The sequence below is a fragment of the Leclercia sp. AS011 genome, assembly GCF_037152535.1.
Lineage (GTDB): Bacteria > Pseudomonadota > Gammaproteobacteria > Enterobacterales > Enterobacteriaceae > Enterobacter.
In genome coordinates this window covers 622841-639483 of sequence record NZ_JBBCMA010000001.1, presented here as the reverse complement: position 1 = coordinate 639483, position 16643 = coordinate 622841, and the positions used below count along the sequence as shown (strand labels likewise).

Annotated in this window: 17 protein-coding genes; 4 read left to right on the top strand and 13 right to left on the bottom strand. The window is 58.0% G+C overall.

What is annotated here, in order from left to right:
* Positions 1–26 precede the first annotated feature (26 nt).
* From WFO70_RS02980 to cmoB, 3 genes are read left to right on the top strand one after another with little or no spacing between them, the layout of a single operon-like run.
* A complete protein-coding gene (locus WFO70_RS02980) occupies positions 27–422 on the top strand; it encodes an MAPEG family protein (protein WP_337014596.1) in 396 nt (131 codons plus the stop codon).
* A gap of 40 nt (positions 423–462) precedes the next feature.
* On the top strand, positions 463–1203 hold the full coding sequence (gene cmoA / locus WFO70_RS02975; protein WP_337014595.1) for a carboxy-S-adenosyl-L-methionine synthase CmoA: 741 nt from the start codon (positions 463–465) through the stop codon (positions 1201–1203).
* Positions 1200–2171 (top strand): tRNA 5-methoxyuridine(34)/uridine 5-oxyacetic acid(34) synthase CmoB, encoded by a 972-nt coding sequence (gene cmoB, locus WFO70_RS02970; RefSeq protein ID WP_337014594.1) that lies wholly within the window; start codon positions 1200–1202, stop codon positions 2169–2171. Before cmoA ends, cmoB begins: the two co-directional genes overlap by 4 nt.
* Before the next feature lie 175 nt (positions 2172–2346).
* On the opposite strand, the gene cutC is transcribed toward cmoB, so the two are convergent.
* Positions 2347–3090 carry a copper homeostasis protein CutC gene (cutC, locus tag WFO70_RS02965; RefSeq protein ID WP_337014593.1) on the bottom strand — a complete coding sequence of 248 codons (744 nt, stop codon included), beginning with the start codon at positions 3088–3090 and terminating at the stop codon, positions 2347–2349.
* Positions 3091–3099: 9 nt separating this feature from the next.
* Positions 3100–3660 carry a VOC family protein gene (locus WFO70_RS02960; RefSeq protein ID WP_337014592.1) on the bottom strand — a complete coding sequence of 187 codons (561 nt, stop codon included), beginning with the start codon at positions 3658–3660 and terminating at the stop codon, positions 3100–3102.
* A 174-nt stretch (positions 3661–3834) separates the two neighbouring features.
* On the opposite strand from WFO70_RS02960, the gene argS reads away from it, so the two are divergent.
* Positions 3835–5568, top strand: a complete 1734-nt coding sequence (gene argS / locus WFO70_RS02955) for an arginine--tRNA ligase (RefSeq protein ID WP_337014591.1) — start codon at positions 3835–3837, stop codon at positions 5566–5568.
* Positions 5569–5715: 147 nt separating this feature from the next.
* Here the strand turns inward: argS and bglB are convergent, their stop codons facing one another.
* The 11 genes from bglB to cheR form a co-directional block, all read right to left on the bottom strand.
* On the bottom strand, positions 5716–6855 hold the full coding sequence (bglB, locus tag WFO70_RS02950) for a beta-galactosidase BglB (protein WP_337014590.1): 1140 nt from the start codon (positions 6853–6855) through the stop codon (positions 5716–5718).
* Between the two features lie 4 nt (positions 6856–6859).
* On the bottom strand, positions 6860–8443 hold the full coding sequence (locus WFO70_RS02945) for an MFS transporter (protein ID WP_337014589.1): 1584 nt from the start codon (positions 8441–8443) through the stop codon (positions 6860–6862).
* Positions 8444–8703: 260 nt separating this feature from the next.
* Entirely contained in the window at positions 8704–9099 is a 396-nt protein-coding gene (flhE, locus tag WFO70_RS02940) for a flagellar protein FlhE (RefSeq protein WP_337014588.1), read from the bottom strand.
* On the bottom strand, positions 9099–11177 hold the full coding sequence (gene flhA, locus WFO70_RS02935) for a flagellar biosynthesis protein FlhA (protein ID WP_337014587.1): 2079 nt from the start codon (positions 11175–11177) through the stop codon (positions 9099–9101). Before flhA ends, flhE begins: the two co-directional genes overlap by 1 nt.
* Positions 11170–12318, bottom strand: a complete 1149-nt coding sequence (flhB, locus tag WFO70_RS02930) for a flagellar biosynthesis protein FlhB (protein WP_337014586.1) — start codon at positions 12316–12318, stop codon at positions 11170–11172. Before flhB ends, flhA begins: the two co-directional genes overlap by 8 nt.
* 131 nt (positions 12319–12449) lie before the next feature.
* Positions 12450–13013: a helix-turn-helix transcriptional regulator gene (locus WFO70_RS02925; RefSeq protein WP_337014585.1), complete on the bottom strand. Its 564-nt coding sequence runs from the start codon at positions 13011–13013 to the stop codon at positions 12450–12452.
* 78 nt (positions 13014–13091) lie between these two features.
* Positions 13092–13316, bottom strand: coding sequence for a hypothetical protein (locus tag WFO70_RS02920; RefSeq protein ID WP_337014584.1), 225 nt, complete (start codon positions 13314–13316; stop codon positions 13092–13094).
* A 339-nt stretch (positions 13317–13655) separates the two neighbouring features.
* Positions 13656–14300 carry a protein phosphatase CheZ gene (cheZ, locus tag WFO70_RS02915; RefSeq protein WP_142486242.1) on the bottom strand — a complete coding sequence of 215 codons (645 nt, stop codon included), beginning with the start codon at positions 14298–14300 and terminating at the stop codon, positions 13656–13658.
* Positions 14301–14310: 10 nt separating this feature from the next.
* Positions 14311–14700, bottom strand: a complete 390-nt coding sequence (gene cheY / locus WFO70_RS02910; protein ID WP_032611971.1) for a chemotaxis response regulator CheY — start codon at positions 14698–14700, stop codon at positions 14311–14313.
* Positions 14701–14716: 16 nt separating this feature from the next.
* Positions 14717–15766: a protein-glutamate methylesterase/protein-glutamine glutaminase gene (locus WFO70_RS02905; protein WP_337014583.1), complete on the bottom strand. Its 1050-nt coding sequence runs from the start codon at positions 15764–15766 to the stop codon at positions 14717–14719.
* A complete protein-coding gene (gene cheR, locus WFO70_RS02900) occupies positions 15763–16632 on the bottom strand; it encodes a protein-glutamate O-methyltransferase CheR (protein WP_262663595.1) in 870 nt (289 codons plus the stop codon). Before cheR ends, WFO70_RS02905 begins: the two co-directional genes overlap by 4 nt.
* Positions 16633–16643 lie beyond the last annotated feature (11 nt).

Here is a 16643-nt window from a genome sequence, read left to right as displayed (position 1 = left end):
CATCTGCCAAAAAACAGGGAGTTTGTATGGTCTGCGCGCTGTATGCGGTGCTGGGTGCGTTACTGTTAATTAAGTTTTCGTTCGATGTTGCGCGCCTGCGGTTGTTGTACCGCGTCTCTTATGGCGACGGTGGGTTTTCAGAACTGCAAACGGCGATCCGCATTCACGGTAATGCGGTGGAATATATTCCGACGGCCCTGATCCTGCTGTTGTTTATGGAAATGAACGGTGCTGAGACCTGGATGGTGCATGTCTGCGGCCTGCTGCTGATTCTTGGGCGCCTGATGCACTACTATGGCCTGCATCAGCGCCTGTTCCGCTGGCGTCGCTCCGGTATGAGCGCCACCTGGTGTTCACTTGTGCTAATGGTGCTGGCTAACCTGTGGTATATGCCGTGGGAGTTGGTTTTCTCATTGCATTAGCGCACAATACGCCCCTTTATTTTTCCCGGATTTTTACGTTATGTCAGATCGCGACACGCTTTTTTCTGCGCCTATCGCCAGTCTGGGCGACTGGACCTTCGATGAACGGGTAGCTGAAGTCTTCCCGGATATGATCCAGCGCTCGGTTCCCGGCTACTCCAATATCATCTCCATGATCGGCATGCTGGCGGAACGTTTTGTTCAGCCCAACACGCAGGTCTACGATCTGGGATGTTCACTGGGCGCGGCCACGCTGTCGGTTCGTCGTAACATCAAGCACGACGGCTGCCACATCATCGCCGTCGACAACTCCCCGGCCATGGTTGAACGCTGCCGCCGCCATATTGACGCCTGGAAAGCGCCTACGCCGGTTGAGGTGGTCGAAGGGGATATTCGTCATATCGAGATTAAAAACGCCTCGATGGTGGTGCTGAATTTCACCCTGCAATTCCTCGAGCCCGACGATCGTCAGCTGCTGCTGGACAAAATTTATCAGGGGCTGAACCCGGGCGGCGCGCTGGTGCTGTCGGAGAAGTTCAGCTTCGAAGATGCCACCGTCGGCGAGCTGCTGTTCAACATGCATCACGATTTCAAACGTGCCAACGGCTATAGCGAGCTGGAGATCAGCCAGAAGCGCAGCATGCTGGAGAACGTCATGCTGACCGACTCGGTTGAAGCCCACAAGGCCCGTCTGCACAAAGCCGGATTCGAGCACAGCGAGCTGTGGTTCCAGTGCTTTAATTTTGGCTCTCTGGTGGCGCTTAAAGGCGGTAACGCATGATCGATTTCGGTAACTTTTATCAGCTGATTGCTAAAAATCACCTGGCGCACTGGCTGGAGACCCTGCCGGCGCAGATCGCCGCCTGGCAGCGCGAGTCCCTGCACGGCCAGTTTAAGCAGTGGAGCAATGCGGTGGAGTTTCTGCCGGAGATGACCCCGTACAAACTGGATCTGCTGCACAGCGTCACCGCCGAAAGCGAAGCGCCGCTGAGCGAAGGCCAGTTGGTGCGTATCGACAAGCTGATGCGCAATCTGATGCCGTGGCGTAAAGGGCCGTTCTCCCTGTACGGCATCAATATCGATACCGAATGGCATTCGGACTGGAAATGGGATCGCGTGTTACCGCACCTGTCCGATTTAACCGGACGCACCATTCTGGATGTCGGCTGCGGCAGCGGGTATCACCTGTGGCGCATGATCGGCGCCGGTGCCCATCTGGCGGTGGGCATTGATCCAATGCAGCTGTTCCTGTGTCAATTCGAAGCCGTGCGTAAACTGCTGGGTAACGACCAGCGCGCGCACCTGCTGCCGCTGGGCATTGAGCAGCTTCCGGCGCTGGCCGCCTTTGATACCGTCTTCTCGATGGGGGTGCTCTATCACCGTCGTTCTCCGCTGGAACACCTCTGGCAGTTGAAAGATCAGCTGGTCAGCGGCGGCGAGCTGGTGCTGGAGACGCTGGTGATCGAAGGGGATGAAAACGCGGTGCTGGTGCCGGGCGACCGTTACGCGCAAATGCGCAACGTCTACTTTATCCCGTCGGCGCTGGCGCTGAAGAACTGGCTGGCGAAGTGTGGTTTTGTTGATATCCGTATCGCAGATGTCTGCGTCACTACCACCGAAGAGCAGCGCCGCACCGAGTGGATGACCACCGAGTCGCTGGCCGAGTTCCTCGACCCGAATGACAGCAGCAAAACAATCGAAGGTTATCCGGCCCCGGTACGTGCGGTGTTGATTGCCACCAAGCCGTAGTGTTTTAACGGCTGGCACGCTTTATCCAAAATATTTCCAGTTGCAGCAAGGTGGCAACGCAGCTGCAGCTTGAAATATGAAGGATAAATGGACAAAAAAAGACCCCTGTTGAAATTGCAGGGGCCTGGTACAAACAAGCATCATATTGGGCGACATGATGCGCGGTAAAAACTGTTTAGTGGCGATACCGTTCGATTATCGCCTTCATCTCTGCAACCGACTCGCCATCCACGCCATAGCGGGAATATTCATCCGCCTCAGCATCCGTTGACATGGACAAGCCTTGATTGCGATAGCGCATGGGTGACGGCAACCATCTGCCTGCCGAGCTGTGAAGCTCTTCAACCCCTGCCTGTAAAAAGGTTTCCAGGTTAGCGGCGCGAACGCCAGCACCGGCCATAATTATTGGAACACCTGTTTGTGCATTTAGTTCCTTAATTAATGAAATACCTTTTTCGGCAGAGGAGTGTTGACCGGACGTCAGGATGCGCGCCACCCCCAGTTCCGCCAGATTTTCAACGGCTTGCTGCGGATTTACGCACATATCGAAGGCGCGATGAAAAGTTACTGCCATCCCCTGCGCGGCGGCCATAATCTGGCGCATGCGCGGCATATCGATGTGACCGTCTTCATTCAGCAGGCCAGTCACCAGCCCCGGGAAACCCAGTTGCTTTACGAGGGCGATATCCTCCAGCATGGCGTTAAACTCGCCCGTGCTGTAGCAAAAATCCCCGCCGCGCGGGCGAATAATCGGGTGCACCGGAATGGTCACCGCCTGACGTACCGATTTCAGTACGCCATACGAGGGGGTCAGTCCCCCCTCTTTCGTGGCCGCACAGAGTTCAATGCGATCCGCCCCGCGCGCCTCGGCGGTGACGGCGCACTCCATGCTGTAACAACAGATCTCAAGCAATGCCATAAAACCTCCTTATTCTTCGCTGGCGACGATCTGTTCGATGGTCCAGGGGTGAAACTTCACCGTCACGCTGCCATCGGTGACCGCCAGGGTCGGATTGGGCAGACGCTCGCGCTCCCCTTTTGGCGAGCTGGTTTTGACGGCGATCCCGGGCTGGCTTAGGCCCTCGTCGGACAGCAGCGCCAGCGCGCGGGCGTTCAGGGTGTCGGGATCACCAGGCAGCACGATTTCGATGTGCTCCCAGCCTTCGTGGGGATAGCGTTTTTCACCCGGCCACGGCAGCTCGACAATGTCAAAACGCCAGTGGGCGACGCAGACCGGCTCGTGCAGCCTGAACAGGCAGATCGGGCGGCCATTAATGATGTTTTCCGAGAGCAGCTCGCCGCACTGCTCAAACCCGCGCCGCCAGCGTTCGGCGGTAGCGTTCTGGTGGCAGCGCAGGGAGATATGGTCCGCCGCCAGCGGGGCGATCGTCAGACCCAGGCGTTCGGCAAGCGCCGCAAAGGCCCCGGTGAAACGCGGTAAATCGGCCGCAATGTCCTGCAGCTCGTCAACTGATTGCCAGTTCGCCATCATTGATACTCTTATCGTCATGCAAAAGCGTTAATTTACTCTGTTGCCGGGCTGCGACCAACCGCTGATTTGAGCCAGTGCTGACGGCAACGGGCAATTGCAGTATACTCCCGGCCTAATTTCTTTAACTGACGCGACAGCATGATGGGCGCGTCAAAAATGTAAGGTATCCCGGTGAATATTCAGGCTCTTCTCTCAGAAAAAGTCAGTCAGGCACTGATTGCTGCAGGCGCTCCTGCAGACTGTGAACCGCAGGTTCGTCAGTCAGCGAAAGTACAGTTTGGCGACTATCAGGCCAATGGCGTGATGGCAGTGGCTAAAAAACTGGGCATGGCGCCGCGACAACTCGCAGAGCAGGTCCTGACGCATCTGGATCTGCAGGGTATCGCCAGCAAAACCGAAATCGCCGGGCCGGGCTTTATCAATATCTTCCTCGACCCAGCCTTCCTGGCGCAACACGTGGATGCGGCCCTGAAATCCGATCGTCTGGGCGTGGCAAAGCCGGAAGCACAAACTATCGTCGTCGACTATTCCGCCCCGAACGTGGCGAAAGAGATGCACGTCGGCCACCTGCGCTCCACCATTATCGGTGACGCCTCGGTGCGCACCCTTGAGTTCCTCGGCCACAACGTGATCCGCGCGAACCACGTCGGCGACTGGGGTACCCAGTTCGGCATGCTGATCGCCTGGCTGGAAAAACAGCAGCAGGATAACGCCGGTGAAATGGCGCTGGCGGACCTCGAAGGTTTCTACCGCGACGCGAAAAAGCACTACGACGAAGACGAAGCCTTTGCCGAGCGCGCGCGTAGCTACGTAGTGAAGCTGCAGGGCGGCGATGAGTACTTCCGTCAGATGTGGCGTCAGCTGGTGGACATCACCATGTCCCAGAACCAGCTCACCTACGATCGTCTGAACGTGACCCTGACCCGTAAAGACGTGATGGGCGAGAGCCTGTACAACCCGATGCTGGCCGGTATCGTGGCCGATCTCAAAGCCAAAGGGCTGGCAGTCGAAAGCGAAGGCGCAACGGTGGTGTTCCTTGATGAGTACAAAAACAAGGAAGGCGAACCTATGGGCGTCATCATCCAGAAAAAGGATGGCGGCTACCTCTACACCACCACCGATATCGCCTGCGCCAAATACCGTTATGAAACGCTGCATGCCGATCGCGTCCTCTATTACATCGACTCCCGCCAGCACCAGCACCTGATGCAGGCGTGGACCATCGTGCGTAAAGCCGGTTATGTACCGGATTCCGTACCGCTGGAACACCACATGTTCGGCATGATGCTGGGCAAAGACGGCAAGCCGTTCAAAACCCGTGCGGGCGGTACCGTGAAGCTGGCAGATCTGCTGGATGAGGCGCTGGAGCGTGCCCGTCGCCTGGTGGCCGAGAAAAACCCGGACATGCCTGCGGACGAGCTGGAAAAACTGGCCAACGCCGTCGGTATCGGTGCGGTGAAATATGCGGATCTCTCCAAGAACCGCACCACCGACTACGTGTTCGACTGGGATAACATGCTGGCCTTCGAAGGCAACACCGCGCCGTACATGCAGTATGCCTACACCCGCGTGCTGTCCGTCTTCCGTAAGGCTGAGATCGACGACAGCGCGCTGGCCCAGGCGCAGGTCATCATCAGCGAAGATCGCGAAGCACAGCTGGCGGCGCGCCTGCTGCAGTTCGAAGAGACGCTGTCCGTAGTGGCCCGCGACGGTACGCCGCACGTGATGTGTGCCTACCTGTACGATCTGGCTGGCCTGTTCTCCGGCTTCTACGAGCACTGCCCTATTCTCTCGGCCGAGAGTGAAGCGGTACGCAACAGCCGCCTGAAGCTGGCGCAGCTGACGGCGAAGACCCTGAAGCTGGGTCTGGATACCCTGGGTATCGAAACCGTAGAACGCATGTAACATCGTTACTCGGGTTAATGCCTGATGGCGCTACGCTTATCAGGCCTACAAAACCCCGGTAATTAAAACAATAAACCCGGCTTGCGCCGGGTTTATTGTTTTGTAGCCCCGGTAAGCGCAGCGCCACCGGGGAGTGGCTCAGAACGATCAGAAGTATTTGCGTAAATACTCCGTCAGACACAAAATCGCCATCGCCTGGCCATACGGCATCGAGGTCAGCGGTATCTGGCGATAAAACTCCAGATCGCTTCCCATCCCGGTACCGAACGACGTTTGCAGCAGCTCCCCTTCCGGCGAGATATTCTTCACGATCCCGCGAATGGCTTTCTCGGCCACCTCCGCATACTCCGCCGCCACATAGCGCTTGCGCACCGCTTTCAGGATCCCATAGGCAAACCCGGCGGTGGCCGACGCCTCCAGATAGGAGTTCGGATCGTCGAGCAGCGTATGCCACAGGCCGCTGTCGTCCTGGCATTTCGCCAGGGCGGCAATCTGCGCATTCAGCACCTGCACCAGATAGCGGCGCACGGCGTTGTTTTCCGGCAGATCCACCAGCTCGAGGAAATCAGGAATCACGATGGTCAGCCAGCTGTTGCCGCGCGCCCAGCGGGCGTTGGCAAAGTTGTGCTGCCCGTCGTAGTTCCAGCCGTGGAACCACAGCCCGGTCTCCCGATCCATCAGGTTTTGCACGTGCAGCAGGAACTGATAGACCGCCTCTTCCACGTATTCGGGTTTGTTGAGCAGTTTACCAATCTTCGCCAGCGGCAGGACGGTCATCATCAGGGTGTCATCCCACATCTGCTGATGATTCTCTTCCGCGAGCGTGATGTGCTGCATGCCGCCGTGGTCGGTGCGCGGCATCTCAACCATTGCCCACTCGGCCCAGCTCTCCAGCCAGGGCAGCCAGGCCGGGTTGCGCGTCTCTTCATAGCGGTACGCGAGGGTCAAAAACGGCGACATGGTATTGACGTTTTTGGTGGTGGCCCCTTCGGCAAAACGGTCGGCAAACCAGCTGTCGATGATATCGCGCATTCCTTCATCCCCGGTCTGACAGTAATACTGCCAGATCCCGTAGAGACCGACCCCGTGGGTCCACTCCCAGCCCGCCCAGCCTTTGGTGTCGATCACCCGCCCGTCGTCCAGCCGGAGTAAAAACTCGCCGGTTTTATCGTGAATGTTCACCAGGTTATGCGTCACTTTCTGGATCAGCGCTTTCAGTTCATCTCTGGCGATAAAACGCTCTGGCTGACGCAGTAACGGGCTATGTTTGACAGGCCAAACCTTCATAATCTTAACCTCTGTTGTATGTCGAATTCAGTGGAGCACGTTCTTTCAGGGACGGTGCAGCGGGTTTATTGCGATTCAGATAGCCGATGTTGTTGTTGCCCCACAGGCAGTCATAGGGCATACCCGCCAGCATTTCGACCGTGGCGCGGGCCTGCGGCGTGGCGGCCTCCGGCATCGCGCGGCCCGACTCACGCATCCTCGCCGTCTCTTCACGCAGCGTGCTGTGCGTTTGTAAGTTCAGCTTAAAGCGCAGTGACACCAGGAAGCCGCAGCACAGGACCAGGATGGTGCCCACGCTCAGGATCATCAGAATGGTGTGGCTTACCCCTTCCGGCTGCACTTTCTGACCGCTGACAAAGCCGGACATCTGCATGACGATCCCCACCAGCATAACGGCCCCCGCCTGGGACGCTTTACGGGTCAGGGTCATGATGCCCGCGAAGATGCCCTCGCGGCGCTGACCGGTAATGACTTCATCCACGTCAGCGATATAGGTGTAGGTATTCCATGGCACATAGTTGATCCCGCCGCGGCCCAGCCCCGCCAGCGCAGAGACCAACAGCAGCAGCGCGTAGATATCGCTCATCCCCGCGTAGTAGAGACCCGCGTAAGACATGGACGCCAGACCGAACAGCACCACCACCATGCGGTACGACGGCGCGGGTCCAAAGCGGATGCACAGTGGGATCATGGCGATAACGGCGAGGAACTGGAAGATAGCCATGGTGCCCAGCAGGTTAGAGGCCATGGAGGCTTCCTGCATCAGCACAAAGACCACGTAGTAGGTAAAGACGGCGTTGAACACGTCCTGCGCAATGTAGCCCCCGAGGTACATCCCAAGATGCTGACGGAAAATTTTAATCCGCAGGGTGGAACCCAGCTCAACGAACAGACGGTTCAGGCTCTGACCGAGGGTCAGCTTTTTCTTCTCTTCTTCGGCACGCAGCGCGGCTTCGGTCCACTCTTCACGCGGACGCTCCCAGGTAAAGCACCAGACGAAGGTCAGCATCAGGGCGCACAGCACCGAGAACACCAGGCTGGCATAGAAGAAGGAGATGGCGTTGTCTTTACCGAAGTGGGTTAACAGGATCCCCGGCAGGAACGAGGCCAGAATCGCCGACATCTGGGCCATGGAGATACGCGCGCCGGAGAATTTGGTTTTCTGTTTGAAATCGTCGGTCATCTCCGGTACCAGCGTTTCGTACGGGACCAGGATCATGGTGTAGACGATATCAAAGATCAGATAGGTCACCAGGTAGTACCAGAAGCTCATATCCCCGACCCACATCAGCGAGTAGCTGAAGACGCACGGGATGCCGAGCAGGATAAAGAACTTGCGACGGCCAAAGCGTTTGCCCAGCCAGGTGGTGCCGAAGTTATCGGTGAGAAAGCCCATCAGCGGACTGACGACGGCATCCAGAACCCTTGCTGCGGCAAAGATGAAGGTGGCCTCAATCGGAGAGAGGCCGCAGAACGTGGTATAAAAATATAACAGCCAGGCAGCGGTCAGCGCTGTGGTTCCCGCCCCGAGAAAATCGCCCGACCCGTAGGCCAGATAGTTTGCGAGTCCAATTTTACGTGTTTTCATTACCGTCGACCCTGTAAGTTTTAGATGACTCCCGGTTAGCCCGGAGGGAACGGGAGTGACTACAGGGTTACAGTAAGAGTATCCCTACGCGGATACCTTTCTGTTTCTGCCACCGCCGGGCGGCAACTGGCAAAAATGCAAAGAGATTTACTACGCGCGTCACTCTTTTATAAAACAGCGTTTCTTTTGCTTCAAAAGGCGGGGTCAATTATGCGAGCCAGTCATCAGAATGGACTGATAACTGGCGAAAAAGCGGGCGTTTAGCGGTAGTTAACGATGACTTCGTTGCGCTGCACCTTCAGGGCGGGGATGAGACGACCGCCGCCGGGAACTTCCCAGATAAAGCGCAGCGGCTCGGCGGCGGGCACATTATTGAACGCATTGGTGCTGCCGCTGGCGCCGTCCAGTTCGGTGCAGCGCGCCTGGGAGCATAGCCGCACCCGCAGCCCGGCGGGGATCGGGCCATTCAGCTCGTAGCGCCAGACCACCAGGGTCATCAAGCCGGATACCGGTTGCTTCGCCGACAGCGGGCGGGACGAGGCCGCCACGCCGCGGTTGTTGAGGGTCAGGCCGATACTGCTGTCCTGCCATGCCCCCTCGCCTGCGGCCTGCGCCATCATCGGCAGGGCCAGTAACCAGAGTAATTTACGTCTCATTATTGGCCTCCAATGCTGGCGGTCATGCGGATGTGACGATTGTCCGACAGCTCCATATTCGACAGAACCACCAGCTGCGTCAGGCTGCGGCGCAGGAAGCGCGACAGCAGCGGACGCAGGGCATGATTGACCAGCAGCACCGGCGGCGCGCCGAGCATCTCCTGACGCTGCAACGCCTCCTGGGTTTGCGCCAGCAGACGATCCGCCAGCCCCGGCTCCAGGCCACCGCCGCCCTGCAATGCCTGCAACAGCAGACGCTCAAGCGGCGTGTCGAGTCCAATCACCTGCACTTCGCCATTGCCCGGGAACCACTGCTGGGTGATGGCGCGGCCCAGCGCCACACGCACCACCGCCGTCAGCTCGTGCGGATCGTTTTGCAGCGGCGCATGCTCGGCCAGAGTTTCCAGGATGGTCCGCATATCGCGGATCGGCACCTTCTCGTCGAGCAGGTTTTGCAGCACCTTGTGCAGCGTGGTGAGGGTCAGCACGCCCGGCACCAGATCTTCGGTGAGCTTCGGCATCTCCTGAGTAACGCGATCCAGCAGCTGCTGCGCCTCCTGACGACCAAACAGCTCCGCCGAGAACTGGCCAATAATGTGGTTCAGGTGGGTGGCAACCACGGTACTGGCTTCCACTACGGTATACCCCTGGATCTGCGCCTGCTCTTTCAGGGCGCTTTCGATCCAGATGGCCGCCAGGCCAAAGGCCGGGTCGGTAGTCTGTTCACCCGGCAGCGTCCCCGCCGCGGTGCCCGGGTTAATTGCCAGCCAGCGGCCCGGATAGGCGTCGCCGCTGCCAATCTCCACCCCTTTCATCAGGATGCGGTAGCGCGCCGGGGGCAGATCCATATTGTCGCGGATATGCACCACCGGCGGCAGGAAGCCCATGTCCTGAGCGAATTTTTTACGGATACTGCGGATACGCCCGAGAAGTTCGCCATCCTGTTGGGAATCGACCATCGGTATCAGGCGATAGCCCACCTCCATCCCCAGGGAATCTTCCAGCTGGACGTCATTCCAGGTGGCTTCCACCGCCTGGGTGTTTTCCGGCATTTTAATCGGCGCAGGTTCCGCTTTCGGTTTGGTTTCGCGCCCGCGCAGCCACCAGGCCAGCCCCAGCAGCGCCGCGGTAAACAGCAGGAAGACGAAGTTTGGCATGCCCGGGACCAGGCCCAGCAGCCCCAGTACCGCCGCAGAGAGCATCAGCACGTTCGGGTTGGTGAACAGCTGGCTCACCATCTGCTCGCCGACGTCCTGATCGGTGGCGACGCGGGTCACGATCACACCCGCCGCGGTGGAGATCACCAGCGCCGGGATCTGGGCGACCAGGCCGTCACCGATGGTCAGCAGCGTATAGCTCTCTGCCGCATGGCCCATGTCCATCCCGTGTTGCAGGACACCCACCAGCAGGCCGCCCACCACGTTGATCACCATGATCAGAATACCGGCGATGGCATCGCCGCGAACGAACTTACTCGCACCGTCCATCGAGCCGTAGAAGTCGGCTTCCTGGGTCACTTCGGAACGACGTTTTTTCGCTTCATCTTCGCCAATCAGCCCGGCGTTAAGATCGGCGTCGATCGCCATCTGTTTGCCCGGCATCCCGTCCAGTACGAAACGCGCGCCCACTTCGGCGATACGCCCTGCACCTTTGGTGATAACCATAAAGTTGATGATCACGAGGATGATAAACACCACGATACCGATGGCGAAGTTGCCGCCCACCAGGAAGTGGCCGAAGGCCTCAACCACCTTACCTGCCGCCGCGCCGCCGGTATGCCCATCCATCAGAATGATACGGGTGGAGGCCACGTTCAGGGCCAGGCGCAGCAGCGTGGTGAACAGCAGAATGGTCGGGAACGCGGCGAACTCCAGCGTACGCTGGGTGAACATCGCCACCAGCAGCACCATGATCGAGAGCGCAATGTTGAAGGTAAAAAGCAGGTCGAGGATGAATGCCGGGAGCGGCAACACCATCATCGACAGAATTAGCAGGATGAGGATCGGCCCGGCCATAATCTGCCATTGAGTCGATTTCAGGTTGCCGGGGAGGCGCAACATTGCCACCAGATTAGCCATCAGAGTCCTTCTCGTTCATAAAATCCAGCGCTGCAGGCACCGGGAGATTCTCAGGTTTCACAGGCCGTTGCCCACCGGCCAGACGCCAGCGTTTCAACTGCCACACCCAAGCCAGCACTTCCGCCACAGCGGCATACAGCTGGCCCGGGATTTGTTGTCCAATTTCCGCATGGCGGTAGAGCGCACGCGCCAGCGGCGGGGCCTCCAGCATCGGAATGCGGTTTTCATTACCAATTTCACGGATCCGCAGGGCAATCAGCCCTGCCCCTTTCGCCACCACTTTCGGCGCGCTCATTTTGTCTTCGTCATACTGCAGCGCCACGGAGTAGTGGGTCGGGTTGGTGACGATGACGTCCGCTTTCGGCACATCTTCCATCATCCGGCGACGGGCGGCAGCGCGCTGCATCTGGCGGATGCGGCCTTTAACGTGCGGGTCGCCTTCCATCTGCTTGTACTCATCGCGGATGTCCTGACGGGACATGCGCAGTTTTTTCATGTGGCTGTAGATCTGGAAGAAGACGTCAAACCCCACCATCGGGATAATGGCCAGCACCACCAGCAGCGAACAGAGCCCCACCAGGTTGAGCGCGTTGCGCATCGCGGCGAAGGGAGACTCGCTGATCAGGCGCATCATCTCTGGCCAGTTGTGCCAGATAAAAAAGCCGGCCACGCTGCCCATCAGCGTGGCTTTCATCAACGCTTTCAGCAGCTCAGCGCCGGTCTGGGCGGAGAACATGCGTGCAATGCCGGGCAGCGGGTTGAGTTTGGAAAATTTAAACTGCAGCGATTTCCCGCTAAACACCAGCCCGCCCAGCATCACCGGCGAGACGATCGCCACCAGCACCACCCCGACGATCAGCGGCAGCAGCGCGACCATCGCGCTTTTGATCAGCAGGATAATCTGGCTGAGGATCAGGTTCGGGTCGTTAACCATGCTGTGATCGAAGCGCAGCCCGGCCGAGAGCATCCCGGCCAGCCTGCGGGCAAGGGACTCCCCGCCGATCCAGATAATGCACACACCTACCAGTAAAATCAGCAGGGAGGTGAGTTCCTTGGATCGGGGTATCTGCCCTTCCTCACGCGCTTTTTCAAGTCGGTGGGGTGTGGGGGCTTCTGTTTTGTCGTCGCTATCTTCTGCCACGGCAAGCATCTCGCAGGTAGAGGTCTGGGCGCTATGATGCCAAAGCGGGCGCTGAACAATGGGTTAATTAGCGGCGATAAAAGGGCTGATTTAGGGCTTTCGGCGGCGTCAGGGTTATCGGAGGCGTTTATTTATGCAGATGCAGCCTGTTTGCGACGGCGTGCCACCAGCGATGCGGCAAGAGACTCAATCTCCTCAAAATCTGTTGCGGCGCTATTGCGGAGCACCAGGTTCCATTTACTGAGGACGCGTGCGTTAACCACCAGCTCGCTGTCCTGTTTTAAGCGGCCATTGGTTGCCAGCCAGTGGGCTACGTCGCCCCAGTCCCATAGCGGAGACTGGCCTTTAATGCGCTGGATGGGGCAAGGAAAATCACCGCTTCCGCGGGTACCGTCTTTCAGCATAGCGATCGCCTGGCGCGACATGTTGGTCATCTCGGCTATGTCGCTCAAACCCACAAGGGCAGAGTCGACAGATTCTACGGTAGCGCCAATGTTTGCCAGCTCGATATTGTCGACTGCCGAGGAGATGGCTACATCCAGGGACTCAGCTTCCCGGTCAAACTCAACGTAGACGGAGCGGCCATATGCGCAGATCAGCGCATCGTCACAGCCGCTTGCGTACAGCGCATCTTCGAGCCCTTCAGTCTCGTAGGTTACGCCTGAGAGGGTCAGAGTGAAGTTATAAAGCGCCATAATACCTCTTTGTTTTATCGTCAGATATTTTCTCGTATTCGGTAAAGAGCAGCTGTGGCTGCCCTTTACCGGGCAAAATCAAAGGCAGCGTTTTACGTTGCGGATGATTTGCAGGGCATGATTTTCAGCATTTTTCGGCGTCGACCATACGCTCATTTGATGATAGCGATGTTCACCTTCTGGATTACCACAGCGTAATTTGCAGAAACAGTGCGCTGAGTGACCGGGAGGAACCCAAATCCAGCCTCTCCCCAGGGCGTATTCAATCGCCTCCTGAATATGCTTGTTCGGATGTTTCTTCATTAGCCTCCGTTATTGAGATCCTATTATGAGCGTTGACATCTGTCAACAGTGATTTTTATCACTCGTCCGTGTCGTCACCCTCTTGCCGCTTGCTGTCTACGGCCAGCAAAAGACCTTACTGAGACTATCAGAATGGCTAAATTTGAAATAAAAGAAGTCGTGGCAGGTTGCTGATTCTGGAAGGATTGTCGTAATAAGGGGTGAAACAGATGCACAAAGAAAAATGCCACCTGCGAAGGTGGCATTTGTGCCGGGTGGCGCTGCGCTGACCCGGCCTACAAAACGCGTAGGCCTGTGCAAGCGCAGCGCCGCCAGGCAATTCCCGCAGAACGCAGGGTATCAGAACCCTAAGCTGTCCAGCAGGTCGTCGACCTGATCCTGGCTTGCCACAACACCGGCTTTGGTGGTGTCGAGCTGTGGGCCATTGAGCAGGCTCTCGTTCTCGCGCTGCGGACGTGCGGACGGTTCCGGCATGTTCTCCAGCAACACCATCAACAGCTGGCGCTCGATCTCCTGGATCACATCCATCATGCGCTTGATCACCTGACCGGTAAGATCCTGGAAATCCTGCGCCATCATGATCTCCAGCAGCTGGGCGTTGGTGAAGCTGGTATGGCCCGGCACGTCACCCAGATATTGGCGAGTGTCGGTGACCAGTTCGCGGGCGTCGGAGAGTTCGATTGGGTTTTCGAACCACTCGTCCCAGCGTTTGGTCAGCGCTTTCGCGCCCTTTTCCATCTCATCCTGGTGCGGCTGCGACGCTTCAACACTGTTCAGCGCACGCTCTGCCGCCTGGGCAGTCATTTGCACAACATAATCAAGACGGTCACGGGCGTCAGGAATCGCTTCCGCCGCCTCTGCAATCGCCTGATCCAGACCCAGCTCACGCAGGCTGTCGCGCAGCATGCGCGTCAGACTGCCGATCCGGGCAATTATGTCGCCGGGTGAATGCTCATCCGTGGGTTTAATCGAAGGCTGCATCATCTCCCGTACCTCACATGCCGAGTTTCTCGAAGATCTTACCGAGTTTTTCTTCCAAAGTTGCAGCGGTGAATGGCTTCACCACATACCCGCTTGCGCCAGCCTGGGCGGCAGCAATAATGTTCTCTTTCTTCGCTTCGGCCGTCACCATCAGCACAGGCATAGAGGCCATCGCAGCATTCGCACGAATGGTTTTCAGCAGTTCCAGACCATCCATGTTCGGCATGTTCCAGTCGGAAATGACAAAACCAAAGCCGCCGGCATTCAGTTTGTTCAGTGCATCAACACCGTCTTCTGCTTCTTCAACATTGTTAAATCCCAGCTCTTTCAGCAGGTTGCGCACGATGCGACGCATGGTGGAAAAGTCATCCACAACCAAAAACTTGAGCTCTTTGTCCGCCATAAAACTACACTCCTCGTTAAATACGTATTGCCTGTCCGGCACTGATTTTTGCCAGCATCTGCTGACTAACCTGACTGAGATCGACCACTTCGCTGACGCCACCCATATTGATGGCCTCGCGCGGCATGCCGAACACTACACAACTTGCTTCATTCTGCGCGATGGTCCAGGCGCCAGCCTTGTGCATCGCAAGCATTCCGGCGGCCCCGTCGTTGCCCATCCCCGTCAGGATCACCCCAACGGCGTTGCGCCCCGCGTGTTTCGCCACCGAATGAAACAGTACATCCACCGACGGACGGTGCCGGTTAACCGGCGGCCCGTCATGAATTTTGATTTGATAGTTCGCGCCGCTGCGCGCCAGCTCCATATGCTTGTCCCCCGGGGCGATATAGGCATGCCCCGGCAGAACGCGCTCGCCATCTTCCGCCTCTTTCACGCTGATCTGACACAGCTTGTTCAGACGCTCGGCGAAGGAGCGGGTGAAGCCTGGCGGCATGTGCTGGGTAATAAGAATACCGGGGCTTGAGAGCGGCAATGGCTGGAGTACATGGCGAATTGCCTCTGTTCCCCCGGTCGAGGCCCCGATCACCAGCAGTTTTTCCGAGCTCAGCAGCGGGCCCGCCTTCAGGGTGACCGGTGCGGCCATCGGCTTGTGCATGGCCACCTGCGCCCGCGCGGCGGTACGAATTTTTTCCGCGATCATCTCGCTGTAGGCCAGCATCCCTTCACGGATGCCGAGCTGCGGTTTGGTGACAAAATCCACCGCCCCCAGCTCCAGCGCCCGCAGGGTGATCTCGGAGCCTTTGCCGGTCAGGGAAGAGACCATCACCACCGGCATCGGCCGCAGACGCATTAACTTCTCGAGGAAATCGATGCCGTCCATACGCGGCATTTCGACATCCAGGGTCAGCACGTCTGGGTTATATTTTTTGATCAAATCCCGGGCTACTAACGGGTCGGGGGCCGTCGCCACCATCTCCATGTCGCTGTGGCTGTTGATAATCTCGGTCATGATCTGGCGCATTAACGCCGAATCATCAACTGACAAGACCCTGATTTTACTCATGCTTTATCCTTACTCAGCGCATATACCGTCTGCCCACGCAGGCTGAACTCGCGCACGAGATTGCTGAAATTCTCCGAGTGCCCGGCAAACAGTAATCCGTCCGGCTTGAGCAACGGTACAAAGCGGCGCAGGATCTCCTGCTGCGTCGTTTTGTCGAAATAGATCATCACGTTACGGCAGAAAATGGCGTCAAACGGCCCCGCCACGTTGTACTGCTTCTCCAGCAGATTGACCATGGAGAACTCCACCGCATTCGCCAGTTCGCTGCGCACCCGCACCAGCCCGTCGTGCGGACCGGTGCCGCGCATGAAGTAGCGCTGAAGCTGCTGTGGCGACAGGGTTTTCAGCTCGTCCTGGCGATAGATACCGCTCTGCGCCTTTTGCAGCACTTCGGTATCAATATCACTGGCGAACACCTTCCAGCGACCCGGCGCGGTACCCAGGGTATCGGCCAGGGTAATCGCGAGCGAGTACGGCTCTTCCCCGGTTGAGGCCGCCGCACTCCACACGCGATACTCGCCGCCGCTGCGGCGACGCGCATGATCCGCCAGCACCGGGAAGTGGTGCGCTTCCCGGAAAAAGGCGGTCAGGTTGGTGGTCAGCGAGTTGATAAACGCCTGCCACTCCGCGCTGTTCGGGTTCGCTTCCAGCATGCCCAGGTAGCGACCAAAATCATCCAGCTCGAGCGTTCGCAAGCGACGCACAAGACGGTTGTAGACCATGTCCCGCTTGTGATCGGCAAGCACGATCCCCGCGCGCTGGTAGATTAACTGACATATCCGACGGAAATGCGCATCGGACAGCGCGAGGCGCTGTGTCATCTGTAACAATAATGACGATTGCCCTGAGGGCAGTGGTGATGTCATAGCGCCTTCTT

Excerpts from the sequence above, each read along its gene's own strand:
- WFO70_RS02980 (WP_337014596.1), top strand. The coding sequence starts at position 27 with ATGGTCTGCGCGCTGTATGCGGTGCTGGGTGCGTTACTGTTAATTAAG.
- cmoA (WP_337014595.1), top strand. The coding sequence starts at position 463 with ATGTCAGATCGCGACACGCTTTTTTCTGCGCCTATCGCCAGTCTGGGC.
- cmoB (WP_337014594.1), top strand. The coding sequence starts at position 1,200 with ATGATCGATTTCGGTAACTTTTATCAGCTGATTGCTAAAAATCACCTG.
- cutC (WP_337014593.1), bottom strand. The coding sequence starts at position 3,090 with ATGGCATTGCTTGAGATCTGTTGTTACAGCATGGAGTGCGCCGTCACC.
- WFO70_RS02960 (WP_337014592.1), bottom strand. The coding sequence starts at position 3,660 with ATGGCGAACTGGCAATCAGTTGACGAGCTGCAGGACATTGCGGCCGAT.
- bglB (WP_337014590.1), bottom strand. The coding sequence starts at position 6,855 with ATGAAGGTTTGGCCTGTCAAACATAGCCCGTTACTGCGTCAGCCAGAG.
- WFO70_RS02945 (WP_337014589.1), bottom strand. The coding sequence starts at position 8,443 with ATGAAAACACGTAAAATTGGACTCGCAAACTATCTGGCCTACGGGTCG.
- flhE (WP_337014588.1), bottom strand. The coding sequence starts at position 9,099 with ATGAGACGTAAATTACTCTGGTTACTGGCCCTGCCGATGATGGCGCAG.
- flhA (WP_337014587.1), bottom strand. The coding sequence starts at position 11,177 with ATGGCTAATCTGGTGGCAATGTTGCGCCTCCCCGGCAACCTGAAATCG.
- WFO70_RS02925 (WP_337014585.1), bottom strand. The coding sequence starts at position 13,013 with ATGGCGCTTTATAACTTCACTCTGACCCTCTCAGGCGTAACCTACGAG.
- WFO70_RS02920 (WP_337014584.1), bottom strand. The coding sequence starts at position 13,316 with ATGAAGAAACATCCGAACAAGCATATTCAGGAGGCGATTGAATACGCC.
- cheZ (WP_142486242.1), bottom strand. The coding sequence starts at position 14,300 with ATGATGCAGCCTTCGATTAAACCCACGGATGAGCATTCACCCGGCGAC.
- cheY (WP_032611971.1), bottom strand. The coding sequence starts at position 14,700 with ATGGCGGACAAAGAGCTCAAGTTTTTGGTTGTGGATGACTTTTCCACC.
- WFO70_RS02905 (WP_337014583.1), bottom strand. The coding sequence starts at position 15,766 with ATGAGTAAAATCAGGGTCTTGTCAGTTGATGATTCGGCGTTAATGCGC.
- cheR (WP_262663595.1), bottom strand. The coding sequence starts at position 16,632 with ATGACATCACCACTGCCCTCAGGGCAATCGTCATTATTGTTACAGATG.